This window comes from Lysobacter daejeonensis GH1-9 (genome assembly GCF_000768355.1).
GTDB classification, from domain to species: domain Bacteria; phylum Pseudomonadota; class Gammaproteobacteria; order Xanthomonadales; family Xanthomonadaceae; genus Aerolutibacter; species Aerolutibacter daejeonensis.
In genome coordinates, this window is sequence record NZ_AVPU01000005.1 from 145,920 (window position 1) to 171,642 (window position 25,723).

Sequence of the window (25,723 nt, forward strand, 5' to 3'; positions counted from 1 at the left end):
GCCACCCCCGTCGGGGCAAATCACCGCCCCGCAAGGGTTTTCCGGTTTGACAGGGGGGCGATCACCTCCTAACATTCTGCAGCTTATGTCCGCAGACGCACCCCGATCGTCGGTTTCCGAAACCCTGGATGCCTGGCGCATGGTGGCGGCACGGCGCGGTGTTCAAGGCCGCATGCCGCTGTCGTCGCTGGACCGGTTGCGTGACGGTCTGGTCGATACCGAAGGCGAGGTGGCTTACTCGCTGGAGTTCGACACGGACGAACTGCAGGTGCCGTACGTGGAAATGCGCATCGATGCCGGATTGCCGCTGCTGTGCCAGCGCAGCCTGCAACGCTTCGTATTTCCGGTGAACATCGTGCAGCGGCTCGGCCTGATCCGTGATGAAGCGGACGAAGCCGCGCTGCCGCCCGGGTATGAACCGCTGCTGGTCCCGTCTGACGGGCTGCTGCGGGCTACCGAGCTGGTCGAGGATGAACTCATCCTGGCCATCCCGGTCGTGCCGACGATGCCCGGCACGGAGGCGATGGAGCGTGACTGGCCGGCCGAAGAGGCCGAGCAGGAGCGCGCGAACCCCTTCGCGGCGTTGGCGGCATTGAAGAACAAATCGAACTGAGTTTCCTTGGAGCAAGACCATGGCTGTCCAGAAGTCCCGCGTTACCCCGTCCAAGCGTGGCATGCGCCGTGCGCACGATGCGCTGTCCAGCAAGCAGCTGGCCACCGACTCGACCACGGGCGAGACCCACATCCGCCACCACGTGACCGCTGACGGTTACTACCGTGGCAAGAAGGTCATCGACGTCAAGTCGAAGGTCGTCGACGCCGAGTAATCGCACCGCGGCGCTTTGCGCCGCGCGCATTGCTGTGGGGCGGAGGCACTTGCCGCCGCCTCCGGAGTTGCCGGTCGCTGGCCGGTGCTCCTGTGCAGGACTGCGGCCTTCGGGCCGCAATCTTTTTCAGGGTCGGCGTTGAGGCTTGGCGTGCGGGCCCTTCCGCGGCGCGTCGGTGACACCGGCGGGCCGCCCCGTCGAGGTATCCCGTTGGCATGACCAAGCAAGTGTTCTCGCGTATCGCTGGCACCGGCAGCTACCTGCCGGAGAAAGTGCTCACCAATGACGACCTGGCCAAGCTCGTCGACACCAGCGACGAGTGGATCGCCGCGCGTACCGGTATCCGTGAGCGTCATGTGGCCGCCGAGGGCGAGACCACCAGCGACCTGGCCTACCACGCCGCCGTGCGCGCGCTGGAAGCGGCCGGCGTCGACGCCAAGGACCTCGACCTGATCGTCCTGGGCACCACCACGCCCGACGTCATCTTCCCGTCCACTGCATGCCTGGTGCAGGCGCGCCTGGGCGCGGTCGGTTGCCCGGCGTTCGACGTGAATGCGGCCTGCTCGGGCTTCGTCTACGCGCTGACGGTGGCCGACAAGTTCATCCGTTCCGGTGCGGCCAGGACCGCGCTGGTGATCGGCGCCGAAACCCTGACCCGCATGCTCGACTGGAGCGACCGTGGCACCTGCGTGCTGTTTGGCGACGGCGCTGGCGCGGTGGTGCTGAAGGCCGACGACGAGACCGGTGTCCTCAGTACCCACATGCACGCGGACGGCACCAAGGCCGAACTGCTGCACAACCCGGTGGGCGTGTCGAAGGGCTTCAAGCCCGACGAACACAACGCCGGCGTGCGCGTGATGATGGCCGGCAACGACGTGTTCAAGCACGCAGTCAAGGCGCTGGACTCGGTGGTCGAAGAGACCCTGGAGGCCAATGGCCTGGACCGCCACCAGCTCGACTGGCTGATCCCGCACCAGGCCAACCTGCGCATCATCGAGGCCACGGCCAAGCGCTTGGACATGCCCATGGAGCGCGTGATCGTCACCGTGGACAAGCATGGCAATACTTCCTCGGGCTCCGTGCCGCTGGCGCTGGACGAGGCGGTGCGTTCGGGGCGCGTGCAGCGTGGCCAGTTGCTGCTGCTGGAAGCTTTCGGTGGCGGTTTCACCTGGGGCTCGGCCCTGATCCGCTACTGACGCACGCCCTGCCGCCTTGGCGGTGGAGCATCAAAATCGCACGCCCCGGTTCGCCGGGGCGTTTGCGTTTGGGCGGGCGCCCACGCCCTTGTGGCCGCGGTGGCCAGTCTTGGCGGAGTCATGCGCCGGGCGTGCGGGAGGAGGCGAGTTCGAAAGCGTGAACTACGCCCAATTTCGTCCAATGGTTTCAAACGCCCGACTGTACGGCGAAGTACAGACACGTTAGAGCATTCACTCGTATCATGGCCCGTTCGTTTGCTTCGAAGGCTGCCGCGTGACCGCATCGCTCCCCACCCAACCGCAGTTGGCGTTCGTCTTCCCCGGCCAGGGTTCGCAGTCGCTGGGCATGCTCGGCGAGTTGGCGGCGCTGGACCCGGTGGTGCAGTCCGCGTTTGCCGAGGCCAGCGAAGGCGCCGGCGTCGACCTGTGGGTGCTGAGCCAGAATGGCCCGGAAGAGCAGCTCAACCAGACCGAATTCACCCAGCCGGCGCTGCTGGCCAGCGGCGTGGCCGCGTGGCGCCTGTGGCAGGCCCGAGGCGGCGCACGTCCGGCCGTGCTCGCGGGCCACAGCCTTGGCGAGTATTCGGCACTGGTCGCCGCAGGCGTGCTGTCGCTGCACGATGCCGCCAGGCTCGTGCGCCTGCGCGGCCAGCTGATGCAGGCCGCCGCACCGGCTGGAACCGGCGCCATGGCCGCCGTGCTGGGCGCTGAGGATGCGCTGGTGCAAGAGGTCTGCGACTCTGTCTCCGCCGACGAGGTCGTGGTCCCGGCGAACTTCAATTCCCCGGGCCAGATCGTGATCGGTGGCCATGCCGCTGCGGTCGACAAGGCACTGGCGGTGCTGGGCGAGCGTGGCGTCCGCAAGGCCGTGAAGCTGGCCGTGAGCGTGCCGTCCCACACGCCGCTGATGCGCGAGGCCGCCAACCGCCTCGGTGAGGCCATGGCCGACCTGGCGTGGCACACCCCGGTGCTGCCGGTGGTCCAGAACGTGGATGCCGAAGTGCACGAAGGCGCCGAGGCCATCCGCGACGCCCTGGTGCGCCAGCTCTATCTGCCGGTGCAGTGGACCGGGTGCGTGCAGGCACTTGCCGCGCGCGGCGTGACCCGCGTTGCCGAGTGCGGTCCGGGCAAGGTCCTGGCCGGCCTGGTCAAGCGCATCGACAAGTCGCTGGATGCGCGTGCGATCGGCATGCCGTCCGATTTCGAGTCCGCGCTGGCGGATTGGCAGTAAGTACTTTCGTCCGCGGTCGGGCAGGGCGCACCACCGTGCGCCGCCCCATCCGCGGCATCCACCCCACATCGAGGTAAGTCACATGGCCAACGGTCCTCTCTCGGGCGAGATCGCCCTCGTCACCGGCGCCAGCCGCGGCATCGGTGCCGCCATCGCCGACGAACTGGCGGCGCAGGGCGCCACCGTCATCGGTACCGCCACCAGCGAGTCGGGCGCAGCCGCTATCGGCGCGCGCATGGCGGCCAATGGCGGCCATGGCCGCGTGCTCAACGTCACCGAGCCCGGCGCCATCGAGGCGCTGGTCGACGGCATCACCAAGGAGTTCGGCGGGATCTCGATCCTGGTCAACAACGCGGGCATCACCCGCGACAACCTGCTGATGCGCATGAAGGACGAGGACTGGCAGGCCATCCTCGACACCAACCTCACCAGCGTCTACCGCAGCAGCAAGGCGGTGATGCGCTCGATGATGAAGGCGCGCAAGGGCCGCATCGTGAACATCGCTTCGGTGATCGGCGTGACCGGCAATGCCGGCCAAGCCAATTACGCGGCGGCGAAGGCCGGCATCATCGCCTTCAGCAAATCGCTGGCCAAGGAGATCGGCTCGCGTGGCGTGACCGTCAACGTGGTCGCGCCGGGTTTCATCGACACCGACATGACCCGCGACCTGCCCGAGGACGCGAAGACCGCGATGCTCGGCCAGATCGCGCTGGGTCGTCTGGGTGAGCCGGCCGACATCGCACGCGCGGTGGCGTTCCTGGCGGGTCCGTCGGCGGCGTACATCACCGGCGAGACCCTGCACGTCAATGGCGGCATGTACATGCCGTGACCATCGTACGATGGTCGTAAAGATTTGAAACAAAAGGTTTTTGCCTGATACTGGCGAAGGCCCGCGATTCCACTAAACTATCCGTCTGATATCCCGATCCCGGGAGGAGTGAGCAGAAATGAGCAGCATCGAAGAGCGCGTCAAGAAGATCGTCGTTGAACAGCTGGGCGTTAAGGAAGAGGAAGTCACCAACAACGCTTCGTTCGTTGACGACCTCGGCGCCGACTCCCTCGACACCGTCGAGCTGGTGATGGCCCTGGAAGAAGAGTTCGAGTGCGAAATCCCGGACGAAGAGGCCGAGAAGATCACCTCGGTGCAGCAGGCGATCGACTACGTCAAGGCGCACGTCAAGGCGTAATCCGCTTGCGGGCGCTTGCGCCCGGGGAAGGCGGTGCGTTTCGACGCCGCCTTCCTGCGATCCAGACCGGGGCCGCTTGCTGCGGCCCTGTGTCTTTGGGCGGTGGTTCCGCCCGTGCGGCGCCGTAGGGCGTCGCGGCACCATGTAATCGGATCGCCCGATGCGTTGATCGGGTTGACCCCATATTCCCGCCGGCATTGCGCCGGCAACACGGATGGCGACGCCCTTTGTGTGTCGCGATCCGCAGGCTGACAACGGAGTTTCCATGGCTTCCCGTCCCGCTTCGTCCCGACGCGTCGTCGTCACCGGTCTTGGCATCGTTTCCCCGCTGGGCAATGACCTGGCCAGCAGCTGGGATGGCATCGTCAATGGCCGTTCGGGCATCGGCCCGGTGACCCACTTCGACACCGAGGGCTACACCACCAAGATCGCTGGCGAGATCCGCGACTTCGACGTGACCAAGTGGGTGAACGCGAAGGACGCCAAGAAGATGGACCCGTTCATCCACTACGGCGTGGCCGCATCACTGATGGCGATGCAGGACGCCGGGCTGGAAGTGACCGAGGCCAACGCCGAGCGCATCGGCGCACTGATTGGTTCGGGCATCGGCGGCATCCTCGGCATCGAGGAAACCGCGGTGAAGCTGCACGAGGGCGGCCCGCGCAAGGTCTCGCCGTTCTACGTGCCCAGCACCATCATCAACATGCTGCCGGGCCAGGTGTCGCTGATCACCGGCATCAAGGGGCCGAACTTCTCGGCGGTGTCCGCGTGCGCCACGTCCAACCATTCGATCGGCATGGCGATGCGCATGATCCAGTACGGCGACGCCGACGTGATGATCGCCGGTGGCGCCGAGCGCGGCTCCTCGCCGAGTTCGATGGCGGGTTTCTGCTCGATGAAGGCCATGTCGACCCGCAACGATGACCCGGCGCGCGCCTCGCGCCCGTGGGACAAGGACCGCGACGGCTTCGTGCTGGGCGACGGCGCCGGCATCCTGGTGCTGGAGGAGTACGAGCGCGCGAAGGCGCGCGGTGCCCGCATCTACTGCGAGCTCGCCGGCTTCGGCGCCACGTCGGATGCCTTCCACATGACCGCGCCGAGCGAGAACGGCGAAGGCCCGGCCCGCTGCATGGCGGCGGCGTTCAACGACGCGGGCGTCAACCCGCAGGACATCGGCTACCTCAACGCCCACGGCACCTCCACGCCGCTGGGCGATCTGGCCGAGACGCTGGCGATCAAGCGCGCACTCGGCGACCACGCCTACAAGACCATGGTCAGCTCGACCAAGTCGATGACCGGCCACCTGCTGGGTGCGGCCGGCGGCGCCGAAGCGATCTTCTCGGTGATGGCGCTGCACACCGGCATCATCCCGCCGACGATCAACCTGGATGAGGCTGGCGAGGGCTGCGACCTGGACTACGTGCCCAACGTGGCGCGCGAGAAGCAGGTGGACGTGGTGGTCTCCAACGGCTTCGGCTTTGGCGGCACCAACGGCACTCTGGTGTTCAAGCGCATCTGATCCACGCCGGCTCCAACCGCCGTCGGCGACCCGCCGCGACGGCCCACGGGGCGGCGCCTGTACGGCGGTAGTGCGAGTCCATGCTGGTAACGCGTTCCCTTCCATCCGCCGTCGACTTGCTGGACCTGCACCGCCTGGCGCCTGCGCGCTATGCGGCGCTGTTCGAGTCCACCGCCCACGGCACCGCGCAGGGTCGGTGGGACCTGTTGCTGGTGTCGAACGGCGAGTCACTGGTGCTGGGCGCCGATGGCGCGACGCGCGACGCGACCGATGGGGTGGTCGAAGGCGATTTCCTGACGGCACTGGATCGCGCTTGGCGCGTCGCGCGCATTCCGCGCGATGAACCGCGCTGGCCGTTTCGCGGCGGTTGGGCATTGTTCCTCGGCTACGAACTGGCGGCCGAGATCGAACCCATATTGCACTTGCCGCACGCTGCCGGCAGTTTGCCGGTGGCCTGTGCGCTTCGGTGCCCGGCCGCAGTGCTGCGCGACCATGCGACCGGCGAGTGCGTGGCCGTGGCCGAGGTCGGGCATGAGGCGCTGCTGGATGCCATCAGCGAGGATGTGCGCACGGTCGCGTCGCAGCCGGCTATGCCCCAGTGGCAGCCGCCCACGGCCCTGGATGAAGACCCGCCCGCCCGCTTCACGGAGGGCGTGCGTCGGATCCTGCGGTACCTGGCCGCAGGCGATGTGTTCCAGGTGAACCTCTCGCGAGGTTGGCGTGCGCGTTTCGCGCAGGCGCTGTCACCTGCGGCGCTGTTCCAGCGGTTGCGCGACAACAACCCGGCGCCGTTCGCCGGCATCTTTACCGGCGCCGACTGGGCCGTGGTCAGCGCCTCGCCCGAGCGGCTGGTGTCGGTGCGCGGCGAAGTGGTCGAAACGCGTCCCATCGCGGGCACGCGCCCGCGCTTTGCCGGCGACGACGACAGTGCCCGCATCCGCGAACTGGTCGGACACCCCAAGGAGCGCGCCGAGCACGTCATGCTCATCGACCTGGAGCGCAATGACCTGGGGCGCGTCTGTACTCCCGGCAGCGTCGAGGTGGACGAGTTGATGACGGTGGAGAGCTACGCGCACGTGCACCACATCGTCAGCAACGTGCGCGGCCGCCTGCGCGAGAACGTCACGCCCGGCGAAGTGATCCGGGCGACGTTCCCCGGCGGCACCATCACCGGCTGCCCCAAGGTGCGCTGCATGCAGATCATCGCCGAGCTGGAGGGCGAGGGCCGGGGCGCGTATACCGGCGCGATGGGCTGGCTCAACCGCGACGGCGACCTCGACCTCAACATCCTGATCCGCAGCGCGGAAGTCGAGGGCGACACGGCGCGCTTCCGCACCGGCGCCGGTATCGTCTTCGACTCCATTCCCGAGCGTGAACTCGACGAGACCCGGGCGAAGGCACGCGGCATGTTCCGGGCGTTGGGAGTGGACGGGTGAGCGTGCGCGTTTTCGTCGGAGCACGGGCGGTGGACGCCGTGCCGGCCGACGATCGCGGCTTGGCTTACGGCGACGGGCTGTTCGAAACCATGCGCGCGCATCGTGGCGACGTGCCATGGTGGCCGGCACATTGGGCGCGGCTGGCCGCGGGCGCGGCGCGACTTCGGTTGCCTCTGCCGGATGAGGCGCAGGTCCGCGCCGAAGCGAGGGCTTTGCTGGAAGGCGAGAGCGGCGTGTTGAAGCTGCTGGTGACCCGCGGCAGTGGCGGTCGGGGTTACATGCCGCCGACCAAAGCGATTCCGACCTGGCTGCTGTCGCGGCATCCGCTGCCGGTAGTGCCGAAAACGGGGCTGGTGCTGCGCTGGTGCGACACGCGTCTGGCTGTACAACCGCTGCTGGGCGGCCTGAAACATTGCAACCGGCTCGAACAGGTGATGGCGCGCGCGGAGTGGCAGGCAGGAGGCACGGAGTCGCCATCGGCGCCCGTCGTTGGCTATGCCTCCCGACACGGCGATGCAATGACTGTGCGCCCCCAGGTTGCCGACGAAGGCCTAATGCGCAGCACCGAAGGTGACGTGGTGTGCGCCACGGCAGCCAATGTCTTCATCCTGCGCGGCAATCGGTGGCTGACCCCGGCGGTGGACCGCTGCGGCATCGCCGGTGTGTGCCGCCGCTGGGCCATGGATGCCACCGGCGCCACCGAGGCGCGCCTGGACGTGACCGACGTCGAGGCAGCCGATGCGGTTTTCCTGTGCAATGTGGTGCGCGGTATCCTGCCGGTCGCACGTCTGGGCGAGCGCACGTGGGCGCCGCACCCGCTGGTGGTCGCGCTGCAGCAGCGCCTGGCCGCCGAACACCCCGCCTTCGCACCGGAGTATTCGTGAGTCGCAAGCGTTCTTCCGGCAAGTCCGGCCTGTTGGTCCTGATCCTGCTCATCGCTGCCGCGGCCGCCGCGTTCTGGGGCTGGCAGCGCTATACCGGATTCGCCGACGCGCCGCTGGCTGGCACCGGCGCCGACAAGAGCATCGTGGTGGTTTCCGGCGATTCGCTGCCGGTCGTGGTGCGCAAGTTGGCCGACGCGGGGGTGGATACCGGCGAAGCCATCGAATGGCGCCTGCTGGCCAAACAACTCGGTGCGGCCGGCAAGCTGCAAGTGGGCGAGTACGCGCTGCCGGAGGGCACCACGCCCCGCGCGCTGCTGGAGGCGATGCGCGATGGCAAGGTCATCAGCCACCGCTTCACCATTGTCGAGGGTTGGAACATCCGCGAGCTGCGCGCGGCACTGGCCAAGGCACAACCGCTGGAGCAGGAGACGGTCACGCTGGATGACGCCGCCCTGATGAAAGCCGTTGGCCAGGCCGGGCAGCACCCGGAAGGCCGGTTCCTGCCGGAAACCTACGTCTACACCCGCGGCGACAGCGACCTCGACGTGCTCAAGCGTGCGCACGGTGCGATGGCGAAGGCCCTGGCCGCGGCGTGGGCGGAGCGTCGCAGCGATACGCCGCTGAAGACCCCGGACGAGATGCTGGCCCTGGCGTCCATCGTCGAGAAGGAAACCGGCATTGCCGAGGAGCGACCGCAGATCGCCGGCCTGTTCGAGCGCCGCTTGAAGATCGGCATGAAGCTGCAGACCGACCCGACGGTCATCTACGGCATTGGCGCACGTTACGACGGCAACATCCGCAAACAGGATCTGCTGACCGACACGCCGTACAACACCTACACGCGCGCCGGCCTGCCGCCCACGCCAATCGCGATGCCCGGCGCGGATGCGCTGCAGGCCGTGGCCAAGCCGGCGCCGGGTGAACACCTGTACTTCGTGGCGGTGGGCGATGGCAGCGGTCGACACCTGTTCGCCACCACCTATGCCGAACACCAGGCCAACGTGCGCAAGTACCTGCAGAATTACCGCAACGCACAGGCGAAGAACGCGCAATGACCGATGCACTGCCAGCGCTGCGAACCTGCCCCCGCTTCATCTCGCTGGAAGGTGGCGAGGGCGCCGGCAAGTCGACCGTGCTCGCCGCGCTGCGCCATGCATTGGAGGCCGCCGGTGAGACGGTGAGCTGCACCCGCGAGCCCGGCGGCACGCCGTTGGCCGAGCAGATCCGTGGGCTGCTGCTGGACACGCACCATGAGCCGCCTGCCGCCGAGACCGAACTGCTGCTCATGTTCGCGGCGCGTGCCCAGCATGTGCGCGAAACCATCCTGCCCGCGCTGGAGCGCGGCCATTGGGTGATCAGCGATCGCTTCACTGACGCCAGCTATGCCTACCAGGGCGCCGCGCGCGGGGGCGATGTCGCCTTCATCGCGCAACTGGAACAGCGCGTGGTCGGAATACAACCCGCGATGACCCTGCTGCTGGACGTGCCGGTGCCCATCGGCCTGCAACGTGCACGCGGCCGCGGTGCCACCGATCGGATCGAGGCTGAACGTGAAGACTTCTTCGAGCGCGTTCGCGAGGGCTATCTGGCCCGCGCCGCGGCCGAGCCGATGCGCTTCCGCGTGGTGGACGCCAGCCAGTCGGTGGAAGCGGTGGCCGACGCGGCCGTGGCGCACCTGCGCGCGTTGATGGAGTCGTGCGCATGAGTGCCTCCGCGCCGTGGCAGCAACGCATATATGAACAGGCTGCCGCCGCCGTGGACGCCGGTCGCCTGGGCCACGGCCTGCTGTTCTGCGGGCCGGAGAAGCTGGGCAAGCGCGAGGTTGCCGAGCGCCTGGCCCAGCGATTGCTATGCACCGACCGGCGGCCCGACGGCGAGCCCTGCGGCCAATGCCGCAGTTGTCGCCTGTTCGCCAACCGTACGCAGTCCGATCCGCCGGAATTGCGCCCGGACGGGTCGCTGGCGCACCCGTTCGGACGCACCGGACATCCCGATGTGCTGTTCGTGGGCTACGAGTGGAATGAGAAGGCGCGCCCGCCGCGCCTGCGCACCGAACTGGTGATCGAGCAGATCCGTGCCGTCTCGGAGGAGATGGCGCTGACCCCGCAGTTCGGCGGGGCCAAGATCGCGATCATCGACCCGGCCGAGGCCATCAACCATGCCGCCGGCAACGCGTTGCTGAAGACGCTGGAAGAGCCCGTCCCGGGACGCTACCTCTGGCTGGTTTCCTCGCAGCCCGCACGGTTGTCGGCCACCATCCGCAGCCGCTGCCAGCGGCTCGAGTTTCGCCTCCCGCCGCGCGACGAAGCGCTGGCTTGGCTGGCGTCGCAGGGACACTCCGTCAAGGTCGCGGAAGAGGCCCTGGAGGCCGCGCGTGGCCACCCCGGGCTGGCGCACGAGTGGCTGAACAGCGGGGGGCTCACGTTGCGCCGCACGGTGGGGGACGACCTGGGCCGACTTGCGCGCGGCGATGCGAACGCCACCGACATCGCCCAGTCGTGGATTGGCGACGATCAGGTGACCCTGCGCCTCAGTCACGCGGCCGATATCGCCTTGATGGAGGCGTCACGCTTGACCGACCCGGTGCGGACGCGCAGTCTGGCGGCGTGGTTCGACAAGGCCAACCGCGTGCGCGACCTGCTGCGGACCACGGTCCGCGCTGATCTGGCGGTGGCCGAATTGCTGATGGGCTGGCGCGCCGCTTTCGCAGCGCCCGCGAAGGGAGGACGTAGGGAATGAGTGGAGCAACACCGGGCGGCGCACGGCAGGGCATCCTGTCGCTGGCGCTGAAGGACAAGGCTGCGCTGTACAGCGCGTACATGCCGTTCATCCGCCATGGCGGCATCTTCGTAGCCACGCCCAAGCGCTACTTCCTTGGTGACGAGGTCTTCCTGCTGGTGACCCTGCCAGACTCCAACGAGCGCTTGCCGGTCGCCGGCAAGGTCGTGTGGGTGACGCCGGTGGGTGCACAGGGCAACCGCCCCGCGGGTATTGGCGTGCAGTTTGCCGACAGCGCCGAGGGCGAAGCCGTGCGCGGCAAGATCGAGGCCTTGCTGGCGGGCCTGCTGAACGCGGACAAGCCCACGCACACGATGTGACGTCCGCGCCGGCGGTGTCCCGGGCTTCGAGGCGCCACGCGAGGGGCAGACGATTCAACGGGATGGCGGTCGCTTGAGCGGCGCGCTTGGCGTGGATGCGCCGAAGGAACCAGTCAATGAAGACGGAAAAGGCGCACCGGAGTGCGCCTTTCTTTTTCCGCGTTAGCGGGACGCTCAGCGCAGCGCGGGATTGTCCCAGCCCGGACGCGGCGCAAAGCGGTCGCCATAGCGCTGTTGCAACTGCTTCAGGCGATCCACCAGCTTGTCCGGGCCCACCGCGCGCACGTGCGCGATCGGGCCGCCGCGGAAGGGCGCGAACCCGGTGCCGAAGATCACGCCGGCATCCAGCAGGTCCGCGTCACTGACCACGCCGTCGTGCAGGCAGGCCACCGCCTCGTTGAGCAGCGGCAGGAGCAGGCGGTCTTCCAGATCCGACGGCGCCTGGTAGTCCTTCGGCAGTTCGGGCTTCACCGCCTTGCCGTTTTCCCACTTGTACAGGCCCTGGCCGTCCTTCTTGCCGCGCTTGCCGGCCTCCGGTGGCGTCGACAGCGACGCGGGGATGGGCAGGCCGAGGAACGGCGCCAGCTCCGCGCCCACGCCCGCGGCCACGTCCAGGCCCACCGTGTCGATCAGCTCGATCGGCCCCATCGGCATGCCGAACTTCACCGCTGCCTTGTCGATGGCCGGGCCCGGGATGCCTTCGGCGAACGCCGTGGCCGCTTCCAGCATGTACGGGAACAGCACGCGGTTGACCAGGAAGCCCGGCGTGCCCGCCACCGGCACGGGCAGCTTGTCGATCGCCTTGCAGAACGCCGCCAGACGCTGCTCGGTCTCCGGCGCCATGCCGTCGTGGCGGATGATTTCCACCAGCGGCATCAGCGCCACCGGGTTGAAGTAATGCAGGCCGGCGAACTGCGCCGGGCGCTGGATGTGCTCGCGCAGTTCGGTGAGCGGGATCGACGAAGTGTTGGTGGTCAGCAAGGCATCGGGCTTCATCCGCGGTTCGACCGCGTTGTACAGGTCGCGCTTGGCCTCCGGCTTCTCGATGATCGCCTCGATCACCAGGTCGGCCTTGGCCACGCCGTCGCCCTCCAGGTCGCCGCGCAGGCGCGCGGCCACGGTCGGGCGCTTGGCCTCGTCCTTCACCTTTTTGGCGAACAGCTCGCCGGCGCGGGCGAGGGCGCCGTCGATGAAGCGCTGCTCGCGATCGGCCAGCGTCACCTCGAAGCCCTTGTAGGCCGACCATGCCGCTATGTCGCCACCCATCACGCCGGCACCCACCACGTGCACGTGCTGGATTCGGTGTTCCTTGCCGCCCTGCGCCTTCAGTCGCTCCTGCAGGAAGAACACGCGGATCAGGTTGCGCGCGGTTGGCGTGGACGCCAGCTTGACCACCGACTTGCGCTCCGCCGCCAGCAGCGACTTGATGCCGCCACCGGCCCGCTCCCACGTGGAGATCAGCGCGAACGGCGCCGGGTAGTGTTCCTTGCGGGCCTTGCGCGCCACCTGCTTGGCCAGCATTGGTGCCAGCAGCTTGCGCGCGGGCAGGGTATTGGTGGCCCACGCCATGGCGCGTTGCTTGAATGGGCGCTGGGTGCCACGCAGGGCCAGCGTGGCCGCGGCTTCGATCAGTTGTGCGGGGTCGACCACCTTGTCCACCAGCCCCATGCCGCGCGCGGCCGAGGCCGACAGCGAGCGGCCGGTCAGCATCAGGTCGAACGCCGCCGGTGCGCCTACCAGGCGGGGCAGGCGTACGCTGCCGCCCCAGCCGGGGTAGATGCCCAGCTTCACCTCCGGCAGGCCGATGCGGGTGGAGGCATCGTTGCTGGCCACGCGGTAGCGGCAGGCCAGCGCGATCTCGGTGCCGCCGCCCATGCAAAAGCCGTGGATGGCCGCGACCGTGGGGCAGGGCAGCTCCGCCAGGCGCTGGAACACGCGCTGGCCGCGGCTGATGGCATCGCCAACCACGCCCTTCTCGTCGAAGGTCTGGAACTCCTTGATGTCGGCGCCGGCGATGAAGCCCTTGTCCTTGCCCGAGCGGACGACCAGGCCCTTGGGCGGGTCGATGGCGATCCGCTCCAGCAGGCTGTCCAGCTCGATCAGCACGTCCTGGCCGAAGGTGTTGACCGGCGACCCGGCGCGGTCGAACACCAGCACCAGCACGCCGTCGGCGCGCGGCTCGGTGCGCCAGTGCTGCAGGCGCAGCCCGGCGAAGTTGTCTTGTCCCTGGAGGCCAGCGGTCATTCCGGAAACCATCCGTTCACGTATGGAGGATCCGCCTATCATCCCGAGGACCTTTGCCCGCAGTCAAATGGGCGTTTGGAACCCCGGGGGCAGGGCCGGCCCTGAAGTGGCCAAACCGGGCCGCGGGATCGATACCCTCGTCGGTCCGTACCGGGTCAACCGGCCAACATGACGCACGGCAGTTGCGACCAGCCGGTCCACGCCCCATTTAATATCGCGAACCCGCGTCGTGGCGCGGAGTGAACTTTCCCCCGACAGGGTTGTCTCATTGCTCGGCAATGGCCGAGCTGACAGGAGTGCCGGCAAGGCATGGCCGAAAACATCGTGTCCCAAGAGCTGGACCTGGACCAGGAGCTGGTCAGGCGCGTCCAGCGCGGCGACAGTACGGCGTTCGATGCCTTGGTACGGAAGTACCAGCACCGGATCGTCGGACTGATCGGGCGCTACGTGTCGGATTGGAGCGAATGCCAGGACGTGGCCCAGGACGTGTTCATGCGCGCCTACCGGGCGCTGCCGAACTTCCGGGGCGACGCCCAGTTCTATACCTGGTTGCACCGCATCGCAGTGAATACCGCCAAGAACCACCTCGTAGCGCAGAACCGCAGGCCGCCGACGGACGACATCGACGCCGCGGAGGCCGAGCAGTTCGACGTGGGCATGCGCCTGCGCGACACCGACACCCCGGAACACGAGTTGTTGCGGCAGGAGATCGAAAACACCGTCATGCGTGCGGTCGAAGGCCTGCCGGAGGACCTGAAGGTTGCCATCACCCTGCGCGAGGTGGACGGCCTGAGCTATGACGAGATCGCGCAGCAGATGGGGTGCCCGATCGGTACGGTGCGTTCGCGCATCTTCCGCGCGCGCGATGCCATCGATGCGCAACTCAAGCCCCTGCTGGACAACGACGCCCGGGAGAACGCCCACCCATGAGCTCCTCGATGACCCCCAACGACCGAGAATCGCTCAGTGCACTGTTTGATGGCGCACTGGAAGGCGACGCCGCGCGTTTCGCATTGCGTCGCCTGGACCACGACACCGGATGGCGCGATGCCTGCAGCCGCTGGCAATTGGCCGGTGACGTGCTGCGTGGGAAGGCCCACGGCGTGGCGCCGGTGGGCTTTGCCGAGCGCGTCTCCGCGGCGTTGGCGGCGGAGTCGGCCGAGACTCCGCCTGTCGCGATGGTGTCGGGCGAGGGGGGGCGAGCGGCTGCCTCCACCACGGCGCAGGCGCAGTCCCGGCGCTGGTGGGGCCGGGCGGCGCTGGCCGCCTCGGTGGCGGTGGCGGCATTGTTCGTGACCCACCCATTCTCCGAGCTGGGCTCCGGCGACGGTGCCGGTGCGGATGCATCAATCGCTGCCATCCCCGCGGCTGGAAGCGCCCCCGCCACGACTTCCGACCCCGATATCCCCGCTGCCCCGTCCACACCCGCCGGCGGTGTGGAAGTGGCTGCCGTGGCTGTCGCCGTGGTCGATGTACCGCGTCGCGTGGCCGAACGCCGCACGCGGGCCGCTACGCCGGTCGCCGCAGCGCAGCGCCGCGATAACCAGACGCCCGTCACGATGGCCTTGGCGGCGGTCGAGCCGTCACCGCGACCGACGGCAACTACCGTTCCTGATCCCTTCAAGCCACCGGCTGGCGACCTCGTCACACGCCCGTGGCCGCGTGCCGTGCTGCCGGGCAGCAGCGCCGCCGGTGCCCTCACCGCCAGCTATGGCACAGCCCAGGCGTCGCCGTCGTTCTATCCATTTGAACCGGATGCGACGCACGTCACCTCCGCCGGTGCTGAAAACACGCCATAACCCTGATCCACGGCGCGGCCATCCGCCGCGCCATTGACGGAACCTTCCCCCGAGGCCGATTCCATGAACCGACCATTCCAGACGCTTGCCCTCGCTTCCGCCCTTGTGGCCCTCATCCCGGCAGCCTGCTCGGCGCAGTCGCCTTCCACCCCGATCGCGCCGCCGCCCGCGGCCACACCGGCCATGCCGCTGGTGACCGGCCTGCCCGACTTCACCGCGCTGGTGCAGAAGGTCGGTCCGGCCGTGGTCAGCGTGACCGCGGAAGTGGGCATGCGTCGCAACGCGCGCGAAGAGGCCGCCGCCCCCGACATGGAGGGCATGCCCGAGATCTTCCGCCGCTTCTTCGGCCCCGACACGCCGTTCCCGGGCGGCCCGCAGCAGCGGCGCGGCGTCTCGCAGGGCACCGGCTTCTTCATCTCGCAGGATGGCTACCTGCTGACCAACCACCACGTGGTCGACGGTGCGGATTCGGTCAAGGTGCGCCTCAATGACCGCCGCGAGTTCACCGCCAGGGTGATCGGCAGCGACCAGCCGTCCGACGTGGCCCTGCTCAAGGTGGACGCGAAGGACCTGCCGTTCCTGCGCGTGGCCAATGCCGCCAACACCAAGCCGGGTCAGTGGGTCGTGGCCATCGGCTCGCCGTTCGGGCTTGACCACTCGGTGACGGCGGGCATCGTCAGCGCCGTCGGCCGCACCACCAGCCCCGAGCAGCAGTACGTGCCCTTCATCCAGACCGACGTGGCCATCAACCAGGGCAATTCGGGCGGGCCGCTGCTCAACACCTCCGGCGAGGTGGTGGGCATCAACTCGCAGATCTTCTCGCGCTCCGGCGGCTACATGGGCGTGAGCTTCGCCATTCCGATCGACGTGGCGATGAACTCGGCCGAACAGCTGCGCGCCACCGGCAGGGTCAGCCGCGGCCAACTGGGCGTGCAGGTTCAGCAGATGACCGCCGACGCCGCGAAGGCCTTGGGCTTGCCCAGCACCGCGGGTGCGCTGGTCCAGGATGTGGTGCCGGGCAGTGCGGCGGCCAAGGCCGGCATCGAGCGCATGGACGTGATCCGCTCGGTCAACGGTCGGCCGGTCAACACCAGCAGCGACCTGCCGCCGCTGATCGGTGGCCTCGCCCCCGGCTCGAAGGCAAAGTTGGGCGTGGTGCGCGATGGGCGCGAGCGCGAAATGACCGTGGTGCTGGGGGCGCTGGCCAATGCGGTAGCGGCCAATGACGACGCCGACGCGCCGGCAACCCCGGGGGCGACGACGCGTGGCAGCAACGCACTGGGCTTCGCCGCGCAGGACCTGGATGCCAGCCAGCGCCAGCGCCTGGGCCTGGACAAGGGCGAAGGCGTGGTGGTGGCCCGCGTGACCGGTGACGGTGCGGCCGAGGCTGGCATCAGCCCGGGCGACGTGGTCCTCAGCGTCGGGCGCCAGGCCGTGGGCACGGTAGCGGCGCTGGACCGGGCGCTGGCCTCGGTGAAGGAGGGCGACACGGTGATGCTGCTGGTGCGCAGCCGGGGCGGTACCCGCTTCGTGGCGGTGACGGCCGACAAGGGCTGAGCTGAATCCGGGCTGCCGGTGGGAGCCGCCGCGGCCCGCGTCGGCTCCGCCGGGTCGCCGCTTCGACGGTCCGTGGGACAGCGGACTGATCCAGACCCTGCGGGGCAGGCCGGACCGTAACCCGGCCTGTGCGATAATCGACCGTTAACCTTTCAGGCCCACGCGGTCCCACGCCGCGCCCCCGCATGCAGCAGATCCGAAACTTCTCCATCATCGCCCACGTCGACCACGGCAAGTCGACCCTCGCCGACCGCATCATCCAGATCTGCGGCGGTTTGCAGGACCGCGAGATGGAAGCGCAGGTGCTCGATTCCAATCCGATCGAACGCGAGCGCGGCATCACCATCAAGGCCCAGTCCGTGTCCCTGCCGTACACGGCCAAGGACGGGCAGACCTATTTCCTGAACTTCATCGACACCCCCGGCCACGTCGACTTCAGCTACGAGGTCAGCCGTTCGCTGGCCGCGTGCGAGGGCGCGCTGCTGGTGGTGGACGCCGCGCAAGGCGTCGAGGCCCAGTCGGTCGCCAATTGCTACACCGCGGTGGAGCAGGGCCTGGAAGTGGTGCCGGTGCTGAACAAGATCGACCTGCCGACCGCCGACATCGAGCGGGCGAAGGAAGAGATCGAGGCGGTGATCGGCATCGACGCCGACGACGCCGTGGCGATCAGCGCCAAGACCGGGCTGAACGTAATCGACGTGCTTGAAGCCATCGTGCATCGCATCCCGCCGCCCAAGCCGCGCGACACCGACAAGCTGCAGGCGCTGATCATCGACTCCTGGTTCGACAACTACCTGGGCGTGGTCTCGCTGGTCCGCGTGATGCAGGGCGAGATCAAGAAGGGCGACAAGCTGTTGGTGATGTCCACCGGCCGTGCGCACGAAGTCGACAACGTCGGCGTGTTCACCCCCAAGCGCAAGGTGTTGGACAAGCTGGGCGCGGGCGAGGTGGGCTGGGTCACCGCGTCGATCAAGGACGTGCACGGCGCGCCGGTCGGCGACACGTTGACCAAGGCGGCCGATCCAGCACCCAAGCCGCTGCCGGGCTTCCAGGAGATGCAGCCGCGCGTGTTCGCCGGCCTGTTCCCGGTGGATGCCGAGGACTACCCGGACCTGCGCGAGGCGCTGGACAAGCTGCGCCTCAACGATGCCGCGCTGCGCTTCGAGCCGGAAAGCTCCGAGGCGATGGGCTTCGGTTTCCGCTGCGGCTTCCTGGGCATGCTGCACATGGAAATCGTGCAGGAACGCCTGGAGCGCGAGTACAACCTCAACCTGATCACCACCGCGCCCACGGTGATCTACGAAGTGCTCAAGACCGACGGCACCACCGTGCCGATGGACAACCCGGCCAAGTTGCCGCCGGTCAACCAGGTCGACGAGATCCGCGAGCCGATCATCCGCGCCAACATCCTGACCCCGCCGGACTACATCGGCGCGGTGATCAAATTGTGCGAGGAAAAGCGCGGCGTGCAGATCGGCATCACCTACATGGCCAGCCAGGTGCAGGTCAGCTACGAGCTGCCGATGGCCGAGGTGGTGCTGGACTTCTTCGACAAGCTAAAGTCGGTCAGTCGCGGCTATGCGTCGCTGGACTACCACTTCCTGCGTTTCGAGGCCGGCCCGTTCGTGCGCGTGGACACCCTGATCAATGGTGACAAGGTCGATGCGCTGAGCATCATCGTGCACCGCAGCCACGCCGACCGTCGTGGCCGCGAGTTGACGGAGAAGATGAAGGAGCTGATCCCCCGGCAGATGTTCGACGTGGCCATCCAGGCCGCCATCGGCAGCCAGGTGATTGCCCGCACCACGGTCAAGGCGCTGCGCAAGAACGTGCTGGCCAAGTGTTACGGCGGCGACATCACGCGCAAGAAGAAGCTGCTGGAGAAGCAGAAGGAAGGCAAGAAGCGCATGAAGCAGGTTGGCCGCGTGGAGATCCCGCAGGAGGCCTTCCTGGCGGTGCTTTCGGCGGACAACAAGTAAGCTTCCGGGTGGCGCCGTGGTGCCACCTCCCGGTGGGGAATCCGGTGATGCCGGTCCCGATCCGTGACCTTGGGGACACGGAGACACCGGGGTTGTGCTTTATGGTGGCAGCATGGGGCCGCGGCCCCGAGGCATCCACGCAGGCGTGGATCATGGAGAAGGGAACACGATGATCTGGTTTGAAACCGCGCTGGTCGTACTCACCCTGTTCACCGGCCTGGTCTGGCTGCTGGACAAGTTCGTGCTGGCCAAGCGCCGCGCCGCCCGCGAGGGCCTGCTGGACGAGGCGGCCGAGCCGGCGGTGGTCGACTATTCCAAGGCGTTCTTCCCGATCCTGGCAGTGGTCCTGATCCTGCGCAGCTTCGTGGCCGAGCCGTTCCGCATTCCGTCCAATTCGATGATGCCGACCCTGCTGACGGGCGACTTCATCCTGGTAAATAAGTTCAAGTACGGCCTGCGCCTGCCGATCAACAACCACAAGGTCGTCGCCCTCGGCGAGCCGCAGCGCGGTGACGTGGTGGTGTTCCGGCCGCCGCACCATCCCGAGCAGGATTGGATCAAGCGCGTGGTCGGCCTGCCGGGCGACCGCATCAGCTACCAGGACAACCAGGTTTTCCTCAACGGCGAGGCATTGCCCTACAAGCTGGTCGGCACGTACGAAGGCAAGGGCAACGGTGCCGAGATGACCGGTTCCGAAGAGATTCGCGAAAACCTGGCCGGTGTGGAGCACAGCGTCCTCGAGCGGACGGATCTCCCGTTTGCTGATCCTGGTGAGGGTGAGTGGGAGGTCCCTCCGGGGCACTATTTCGTGATGGGCGACAATCGCGATAATAGCGAGGACAGCCGATACTGGGGCCTGCTGCCGGAAAAGAACCTGCGGGGCAAGGCGTTCCTGGTCTGGATGAACTTCGATGGCGGGGTGGACTTCACCCGCATCGGCAAGAGCATAAATTGACCGACCGCCATCGGATCATGGCAACCGTGACAACTGGGGAGTGAACGGATGAAGCGTACGCAGCGTGGCATTACCCTGATCGGGTTCGTCATCACCTTGGCGGTGGTCGGCGTGTTCGTGTACATGGGCATGAAGACCATCCCGATGTATTCGGAGTTCTATGCGGTCAAGCAGGCCCTCAATGACTTGGCCACCGACCCCGGCGTGACCGACAAGGATCCTGCCAAGATCAAGGACCTGTTCTTCCGCCGCCTGTACATCAGCTACGCAGACAACATCAAGAATGAGCATGTGAAGGTGGTCCGCAAGGAGGCAGGCTACCTGATGACGGTCGAGTATGAGGTCCGCAAGCCGCTGATCGCCAACCTTGATGTGGTGGGCAAGTTCAAGGCGGAGAAGGAACTGCGTCGGGGCGGCGTTGACTGACCTGATCGGCCATCGCTTCGGCGATGCGGCCCTTCTTGCGCAGGCGCTCCGGCACCGGAGCGCGGGCACGCCGCATAACGAGCGGTTGGAGTTCCTCGGCGACGGGCTGGTCAACCTGTTCATCGCCGAAGCGCTGTACGCGCACTGGCCGAATGCCGACGAGGGTGCGCTGACCCGGGCCCGGGCCGAGCTGGTGCGGGAATCATCGCTGGCGGCGATTGCCCGCCGGCTGGAGCTGGGACCCCGCCTGGTGATGGGGCCCGGTGAGATGAAGTCGGGCGGGCACCGCCGCGACTCGATCTTGGCCGACGCGGTGGAGGCCATCGTCGCGGCCATTTACCTCGATGCGGGTTACGAGGCCTGCCGGACGGTGGTGTTGCCCTGGTTCGAGGCGGCCATCGAGGCGCTGCCGCCGGCGCACAAGGTGGGCAAGGACGCGAAAACCCGCCTTCAGGAGTGGCTGCAGGGGCGTCAGAAGCCGCTGCCGCTCTACGAGTTGATCTCCGAGTCGGGCGAGGAGCACGCCAAGATCTTCCACGTCAGTTGCACCCTGGCGCAGCCGGCAGTGCGCACCGAGGGGCAGGGCAGCTCCCGTCGGGCCGCCGAGCAGATGGCAGCCGAAGCAGCGCTTGCGCAGGTCGATATTGCTCGTCGCTGACCCGGGTTTCGCGCCACGGCGCTCGCAACTGCCTACAATTCCCCCATGACTACCCCCTACCGCGCCGGCCATGTCGCCGTCATCGGCCGGCCCAACGTCGGCAAGTCCACCCTGACCAACGCGCTCGTCGGCGCCAAGGTGAGCATCGTCTCGCCGCGGCCGCAGACCACGCGCCACCGCCTGCTCGGGATCGCGACCTTCCCCGAGGGGCAACTGGTGCTGGTGGACACCCCTGGCCTGCACCGCGACCAGGGCAAGTCCACCGCAACCGCGATGCACCGCTGGATGAACCGCGCGGCTCGCGGCGCCTTGGAGGGCGTGGATGTGGCCGCGCTGGTGGTGCGTGCAGGCCAGTGGGACGAGGCCGACGGATTCGCGTACGAGGCGTTGCGCGGCGCCGGCCTGCCGGTGGTGCTGGTGGTGAACCAGGTGGACCGCTTGAAGGACAAGTCGGCGCTGCTGCCGTACCTGGCCCAGATCAGCGAGGGCCGGGAATTCGCCGCCGTGCATCCGATCTCGGCGCTCAAGCGCACCGGCCTGCAACCGCTGGTCAAGTCGGTGCTGTCGCACCTGCCCGAGCAGGACGCGCTGTACGGCGAGGACGAGATCACCGACAAGAGCCAGCGCTTTCTGGCCGGCGAGATGGTGCGCGAGCAGCTGATGCGTCAGTTGGGCGAAGAGCTGCCGTATGCGACCACGGTGGAGATTGAGCAGTTCGAAGTGGACGGTGCGCTGCTGCGCATCGGCGCGGTGATCTGGGTCGAGCGCGACGGACAGAAGGCCATCGTGATCGGCAAGGGCGGCGAGCGCCTGCGCGAGATTGGTGCCAAGGCGCGCATCCAGATGGAGCGGCTGTTCGGCTCGAAGGTGTTCCTGCAGACCTGGGTGCGCGTGCGCGAAGGCTGGTCGGACGACGAAGCCGCGCTGCGCGCCTTCGGCTACCACGACTGACGTGGCGCGGCGGCGCGCGCGGACATCGGCATGCACCTGACCGCCGAACCCGCGTTCGTCCTGCATGCCCGCCCGTGGCGGGAAACCAGCCTGCTGGTGGAAGTGCTGACCGCGTCGCATGGCCGTGTCGGGTTGGTGGCGCGTGGCGTGCAGGGGCCCAAGCGCCATGTGTTGCGTGCGGCATTGCAGCCGCTTCAGTTGATCCGGTTGGAGGCGCTGTTGCGCGGCGAGTTGGCGCGCCTCGTCACCGCTGAAGCGGTGGACGTGGCGCCCCGGCTGGGCGGCAGCGCGATGCTCGGCGCGTTCTACCTCAATGAGCTGACCTTGCGTTTGGCACCGCGGCTGGACCCCGTGCCCGAGCTGTTCGTGGCCTATGCGGCCGCGCGCGAGCGGTTGCGCGCCGAGGAGTCGTTGGCCTGGACCCTGCGCCGCTACGAGCGGGACCTGCTCGAGGCGTTGGGCTTCGGCTTCGACTGGCATTGCGACGGCGACGGTGTCGCGATCGATCCGGCGGCGCGTTACCGGATCGATCCCGAGCAGGGGCCACGTCGGGTATTGAGTGACCGCGGCCACGGTGATCGTGCTACCGCGGCCACGGGGCGGGCGTTGCTGGCACTGGCCTCGGACGAACTGCCGGAGAAGGATGACCTGGCGGGCTTGCGCCACGTGCTGCGCGGTGTGCTTGCGCACCACCTGGGGCCGCGCGGGCTCAAATCGTGGGAGATGTCGGGGGCACTGCCCCGGGCAACCACGACCGCCACGAAACCGCATGAGCGGGCCGGAGATGCCGCGGGCGGCACAGTGATGCCCAGCGCCGCGGCGGACGCGGAGCCGGGGACGGTAGACGGAGCGATCGACGAGCCACGCTTGCAGCGCCCCTGACACCCTCGCCGGATTGCACGCCCCTCAGCCGTGGGCAACCGATGGGCTTGAAGCCGACCGCTGCGACGGCTGCGTTGCCAGTGTGTCTTCCACCACGTGGTCGAAGTGCGCCAAAGCGTCCGGATCAGTGGCCGCGGCGCGCAACGTCGCCGCCGCCGAGGCCAGGCGGGCGGCGCCCACGAACCCGCAGCTGGCCCGCAGCTTGTGCAATTCGTCGAGAACAATGCCGGCTTGCGCGTTGCGTCCGGCCTCGGCAATGAGCGTCCGGGTTTGCGGAAGCTCAGCCAGGAACAGGTCGCGCAGCGCGGTCACGTGGTCCAGGTTGCCGGCCAGGGCCCGTGCTGCGGCTTCATCGTCCCAGATCGGCAGCTTGACCTGCGGTGCGATGCCATCGAACCTCACGGCCGCGTTCTCGGGCGTCAGCCCCAGCACGCGGCGGATCGCGTCGGCCACGGCCTGCGCGGGCAATGGCTTCACCAGTACTTCATCAAAGCCGGCGTGCAACAGGGCATCCAGGTCTGCGCGCAGGTGCGATGCCGTGTGTGCGAGAGCAGGCGTGCGCGGGTGTCGTTGACGCAGCGTGCCCAGCAACGCATCGCCGCGGCCGTCCGGCAGGTTGGCGTCGATCAGCCATGCGGCATGCGTGTGGCGGTCATCGCGTGCGAGCGCCTGCGCTACGCTGCTGGCGCCATCCACCCGCACTCCCGCGGATTCGGCGGCAGCGGTGAGGAAGGCCAGGGCCACGGGATCGTCTTCGACCAGCAGGATGCAAGGAATGTCGGCGGATTTCATGAGCAGTTCGCGCAGGCTGGTTATGCTTCGTCCATGGAAACACGGATGGTACGCCCGCAACCGCTCTCGCCGCTGCTACTGCAGTGGGTCGCGTTGCTGGCGATGCTGTTCGCGGCCGGGCCGCTCCATGCCCGTGCCATGAGCGCGCGCGTCCAGCGGGTGGATACGGCCGTGGCGAGCCTGCAGGGCGTGCAAGTCCGTCTGGAATGGGACAAGGATGCCGACCACGGTCGGCTGCGGCTGCAGGCCCGGCAGGCCGATGCGCCCGACCTGGGCTATCGCTTTCGCAATCTGGACTGGCAGTGCCCGTTGCGCCGGGACGGAAAGGGCGGTTGGCAGTGCGCTGGCGAAGTGCGCGCGGCAGGCGGGGCCCCGTTCCAGTTGGCCGTGGCCTTCGGCGTGGCGACCACCGACGCGCGGGTCTCGCGCGGGCCTGCGCGCATGCACCTGCAGCGCAACGCGGCCACGCCCGACTTCACCCGCATCGACCTCACGGCCGTGCCGCTTGCATGGACCCAGGCGTTGCTGGCGAAGACGTGGCCGGCGGCGCACCTCAAGGCGGGCCGTCTCTCGGGGCGCCTGGACATCGACAGCGGCCAGGGACGGCCGCTGCGCGTCAGCGGCCCATTGCAATTGCGCGATGCGGCGCTGGACACGCCGGACGGCACCATCGCCGCGGAGAGCCTGGGCGCCGACCTCGACATCGATGCCGGGTTTGCCGGCACGGATACGGTTTCTGTGCGCGGAACGTTGCGCGGTGGCGAGTTGCTGTTTGGCAGCACCTACGTGTCGCTGCAGGACCGGCAGGTGGCCTTGCGCGTGCAGGGTTCGAAGCGCGGGGAAGGCGGTTGGCGATTCCCCGAGCTGCGCTGGCAGGACGAGGGCATTCTGGTCGCGTCGGGCAATGCCGCACTGACGCCGGATGGCAGCGTCCGCGAAGCCACCCTGCGGCTGGAAAGCGCGTCACTCGCGCCGCTGCGGGACGGGTACCTGTCGGGTTGGCTGGGCCTGGCGGGCCTCGGCCACCTGGCCCTTGCGGGCGCCGCCGACGCCTGGGTCGATGTCGCCGACGGGGGGCTGCGTGGCGCGCTGGTGCGCCTGCATGACGTCACCATCGACGATCCCCAGGGGCGATTCGACTTCAACGGTCTTGATGGGGATGTGGCGTTCTCCGGCGATGCGCCGGTCCAGAGTGCCCTGCGATGGCGCGACGGTGCCCTCTACGGGCTCACGTTTGGCCCCGCCCGCCTGCCGTTTGCCAGCCAGGGCGGTGAGTTGCGCGTCACCGAGCCTGTCGCACTGCCGCTGCTGGGCGGCGAGGCGCGTTTTGACGGCATACGCATCCGCCCGCCCAGCGATGCGCATGGGCTTGAGATCCAGTTCGGACTTTCACTGGACAAGCTCGACATCGCACAGCTATCGAAGGCGCTGGATTGGCCGGCATTCACCGGCCAGTTGAGTGGCAGTATTCCCCGTGCACGGTACGCCAACGACCGGCTCGACTTCGATGGCGGGCTGGACATGCAGTTGTTCAACGGCCGCGTGCAGGTTTCTTCGCTGTCCATGGAGCGCCCCTTCGGCGTGGCGCCCACGCTGACCTCCGACATCGTCATCGACGACCTTGATCTGGAATCCGTCACCGGCGTGTTCGGTTTTGGCAGCATCACCGGTGCTTTGGACGGGCACATCAAGGGACTGCGCCTGGTGGACTGGCAGCCCGTGGCTTTCGATGCCGAGCTGCATACCGAACGCAAGCGCGGCTTGCGCCAGCGCATCAGCCAGCGCGCGGTGCAGAACATCTCCAGCGTGGGTGATGCCTCGTTCGTTGGCAGCCTGCAGGGGCGGCTTATCGCACTGTTCGACGACTTTGGCTACAAACGCATCGGCATTGCCTGCCGCCTGGCTGACGAGGTCTGCACCATGGATGGCCTCGGTTCAGCCGGACAGGGATTTATTATCGTGGAAGGCGCGGGGCTGCCCCGGCTGACCGTGGTCGGTTTCAACCGTCGGGTGGACTGGCCGACCCTGCTGGAGCGCCTCGCGGCGATCGGCACGGGTGACGTCAAGCCCGTCGTGCAATGACCGCAGCACCGCAACGTACA

The 25,723-nt window shown here is 68.1% G+C and carries 25 protein-coding genes; 23 read left to right on the plus strand and 2 right to left on the minus strand.

Features of this window, described 5'->3' with window-relative positions:
* Positions 1-85: 85 nt before the first annotated feature.
* The 13 genes from N800_RS04710 to N800_RS04770 all read left to right on the plus strand — a co-directional run bounded on the left by N800_RS04710 (position 86) and on the right by N800_RS04770 (position 11,378).
* Complete coding sequence (locus N800_RS04710; RefSeq protein WP_036135365.1) at positions 86-613, plus strand: YceD family protein; 528 nt, start codon at positions 86-88, stop codon at positions 611-613.
* Positions 614-632: 19 nt separating this feature from the next.
* Entirely contained in the window at positions 633-827 is a 195-nt protein-coding gene (gene rpmF / locus N800_RS04715) for a 50S ribosomal protein L32 (RefSeq protein WP_036135366.1), read from the plus strand.
* Positions 828-1,042: 215 nt separating this feature from the next.
* Positions 1,043-2,023 carry a beta-ketoacyl-ACP synthase III gene (locus N800_RS04720; RefSeq protein WP_036135367.1) on the plus strand — a complete coding sequence of 327 codons (981 nt, stop codon included), beginning with the start codon at positions 1,043-1,045 and terminating at the stop codon, positions 2,021-2,023.
* 274 nt (positions 2,024-2,297) lie between these two features.
* Positions 2,298-3,254 carry an ACP S-malonyltransferase gene (fabD, locus tag N800_RS04725; RefSeq protein ID WP_036135369.1) on the plus strand — a complete coding sequence of 319 codons (957 nt, stop codon included), beginning with the start codon at positions 2,298-2,300 and terminating at the stop codon, positions 3,252-3,254.
* An 82-nt stretch (positions 3,255-3,336) separates the two neighbouring features.
* Positions 3,337-4,083 (plus strand): 3-oxoacyl-ACP reductase FabG, encoded by a 747-nt coding sequence (gene fabG / locus N800_RS04730; protein WP_036135370.1) that lies wholly within the window; start codon positions 3,337-3,339, stop codon positions 4,081-4,083.
* 118 nt (positions 4,084-4,201) lie between these two features.
* Positions 4,202-4,441 (plus strand): acyl carrier protein, encoded by a 240-nt coding sequence (gene acpP, locus N800_RS04735; RefSeq protein ID WP_036135371.1) that lies wholly within the window; start codon positions 4,202-4,204, stop codon positions 4,439-4,441.
* A gap of 265 nt (positions 4,442-4,706) precedes the next feature.
* Positions 4,707-5,960: a beta-ketoacyl-ACP synthase II gene (fabF, locus tag N800_RS04740; protein ID WP_036135372.1), complete on the plus strand. Its 1,254-nt coding sequence runs from the start codon at positions 4,707-4,709 to the stop codon at positions 5,958-5,960.
* An 80-nt stretch (positions 5,961-6,040) separates the two neighbouring features.
* Positions 6,041-7,396: an aminodeoxychorismate synthase component I gene (locus N800_RS04745; protein ID WP_036135373.1), complete on the plus strand. Its 1,356-nt coding sequence runs from the start codon at positions 6,041-6,043 to the stop codon at positions 7,394-7,396.
* The gene (locus N800_RS04750; protein WP_052107919.1) at positions 7,393-8,280 is read left to right on the plus strand and encodes an aminotransferase class IV; all 888 of its coding nucleotides are present in this window, start codon (positions 7,393-7,395) and stop codon (positions 8,278-8,280) included. The genes N800_RS04745 and N800_RS04750 overlap by 4 nt, the downstream gene beginning before the upstream one ends.
* Positions 8,277-9,335 (plus strand): endolytic transglycosylase MltG, encoded by a 1,059-nt coding sequence (gene mltG, locus N800_RS04755; RefSeq protein ID WP_036135374.1) that lies wholly within the window; start codon positions 8,277-8,279, stop codon positions 9,333-9,335. The genes N800_RS04750 and mltG overlap by 4 nt, the downstream gene beginning before the upstream one ends.
* Complete coding sequence (tmk, locus tag N800_RS04760; protein WP_036135376.1) at positions 9,332-9,985, plus strand: dTMP kinase; 654 nt, start codon at positions 9,332-9,334, stop codon at positions 9,983-9,985. Before mltG ends, tmk begins: the two co-directional genes overlap by 4 nt.
* Positions 9,982-11,019, plus strand: coding sequence for a DNA polymerase III subunit delta' (locus N800_RS04765; RefSeq protein WP_052107920.1), 1,038 nt, complete (start codon positions 9,982-9,984; stop codon positions 11,017-11,019). Before tmk ends, N800_RS04765 begins: the two co-directional genes overlap by 4 nt.
* Positions 11,016-11,378 carry a PilZ domain-containing protein gene (locus tag N800_RS04770; RefSeq protein WP_036135377.1) on the plus strand — a complete coding sequence of 121 codons (363 nt, stop codon included), beginning with the start codon at positions 11,016-11,018 and terminating at the stop codon, positions 11,376-11,378. Before N800_RS04765 ends, N800_RS04770 begins: the two co-directional genes overlap by 4 nt.
* Positions 11,379-11,552: 174 nt before the next feature.
* On the opposite strand, the gene N800_RS04775 is transcribed toward N800_RS04770, so the two are convergent.
* Positions 11,553-13,622: a 3-hydroxyacyl-CoA dehydrogenase NAD-binding domain-containing protein gene (locus N800_RS04775; protein ID WP_036135379.1), complete on the minus strand. Its 2,070-nt coding sequence runs from the start codon at positions 13,620-13,622 to the stop codon at positions 11,553-11,555.
* A 309-nt stretch (positions 13,623-13,931) separates the two neighbouring features.
* Between N800_RS04775 and rpoE the strand changes: the two genes are divergently transcribed.
* The 9 genes from rpoE to recO all read left to right on the plus strand — a co-directional run bounded on the left by rpoE (position 13,932) and on the right by recO (position 22,829).
* Positions 13,932-14,552: an RNA polymerase sigma factor RpoE gene (rpoE, locus tag N800_RS04780; protein WP_036135381.1), complete on the plus strand. Its 621-nt coding sequence runs from the start codon at positions 13,932-13,934 to the stop codon at positions 14,550-14,552.
* A gap of 8 nt (positions 14,553-14,560) precedes the next feature.
* Positions 14,561-15,421, plus strand: coding sequence for an RseA family anti-sigma factor (locus N800_RS16435; RefSeq protein WP_052107922.1), 861 nt, complete (start codon positions 14,561-14,563; stop codon positions 15,419-15,421).
* A gap of 63 nt (positions 15,422-15,484) precedes the next feature.
* The gene (locus tag N800_RS04790; RefSeq protein WP_036135382.1) at positions 15,485-16,978 is read left to right on the plus strand and encodes a DegQ family serine endoprotease; all 1,494 of its coding nucleotides are present in this window, start codon (positions 15,485-15,487) and stop codon (positions 16,976-16,978) included.
* Positions 16,979-17,163: 185 nt separating this feature from the next.
* Entirely contained in the window at positions 17,164-18,957 is a 1,794-nt protein-coding gene (gene lepA, locus N800_RS04795; protein ID WP_036135384.1) for a translation elongation factor 4, read from the plus strand.
* A gap of 169 nt (positions 18,958-19,126) precedes the next feature.
* Positions 19,127-19,912, plus strand: coding sequence for a signal peptidase I (gene lepB, locus N800_RS04800; RefSeq protein ID WP_036135386.1), 786 nt, complete (start codon positions 19,127-19,129; stop codon positions 19,910-19,912).
* 48 nt (positions 19,913-19,960) lie between these two features.
* Entirely contained in the window at positions 19,961-20,338 is a 378-nt protein-coding gene (locus tag N800_RS04805) for a DUF4845 domain-containing protein (protein ID WP_036135388.1), read from the plus strand.
* Complete coding sequence (gene rnc / locus N800_RS04810) at positions 20,331-20,996, plus strand: ribonuclease III (protein ID WP_036135390.1); 666 nt, start codon at positions 20,331-20,333, stop codon at positions 20,994-20,996. Before N800_RS04805 ends, rnc begins: the two co-directional genes overlap by 8 nt.
* Positions 20,997-21,041: 45 nt before the next feature.
* Complete coding sequence (gene era, locus N800_RS04815; RefSeq protein WP_036135392.1) at positions 21,042-21,947, plus strand: GTPase Era; 906 nt, start codon at positions 21,042-21,044, stop codon at positions 21,945-21,947.
* A gap of 30 nt (positions 21,948-21,977) precedes the next feature.
* Positions 21,978-22,829, plus strand: a complete 852-nt coding sequence (gene recO, locus N800_RS04820) for a DNA repair protein RecO (RefSeq protein ID WP_036135394.1) — start codon at positions 21,978-21,980, stop codon at positions 22,827-22,829.
* A gap of 24 nt (positions 22,830-22,853) precedes the next feature.
* Here the strand turns inward: recO and N800_RS04825 are convergent, their stop codons facing one another.
* Positions 22,854-23,621, minus strand: coding sequence for a response regulator (locus N800_RS04825; protein WP_052107924.1), 768 nt, complete (start codon positions 23,619-23,621; stop codon positions 22,854-22,856).
* A 45-nt stretch (positions 23,622-23,666) separates the two neighbouring features.
* Between N800_RS04825 and N800_RS04830 the strand changes: the two genes are divergently transcribed.
* On the plus strand, positions 23,667-25,703 hold the full coding sequence (locus tag N800_RS04830; RefSeq protein WP_052107925.1) for a translocation/assembly module TamB domain-containing protein: 2,037 nt from the start codon (positions 23,667-23,669) through the stop codon (positions 25,701-25,703).
* Positions 25,704-25,723 lie beyond the last annotated feature (20 nt).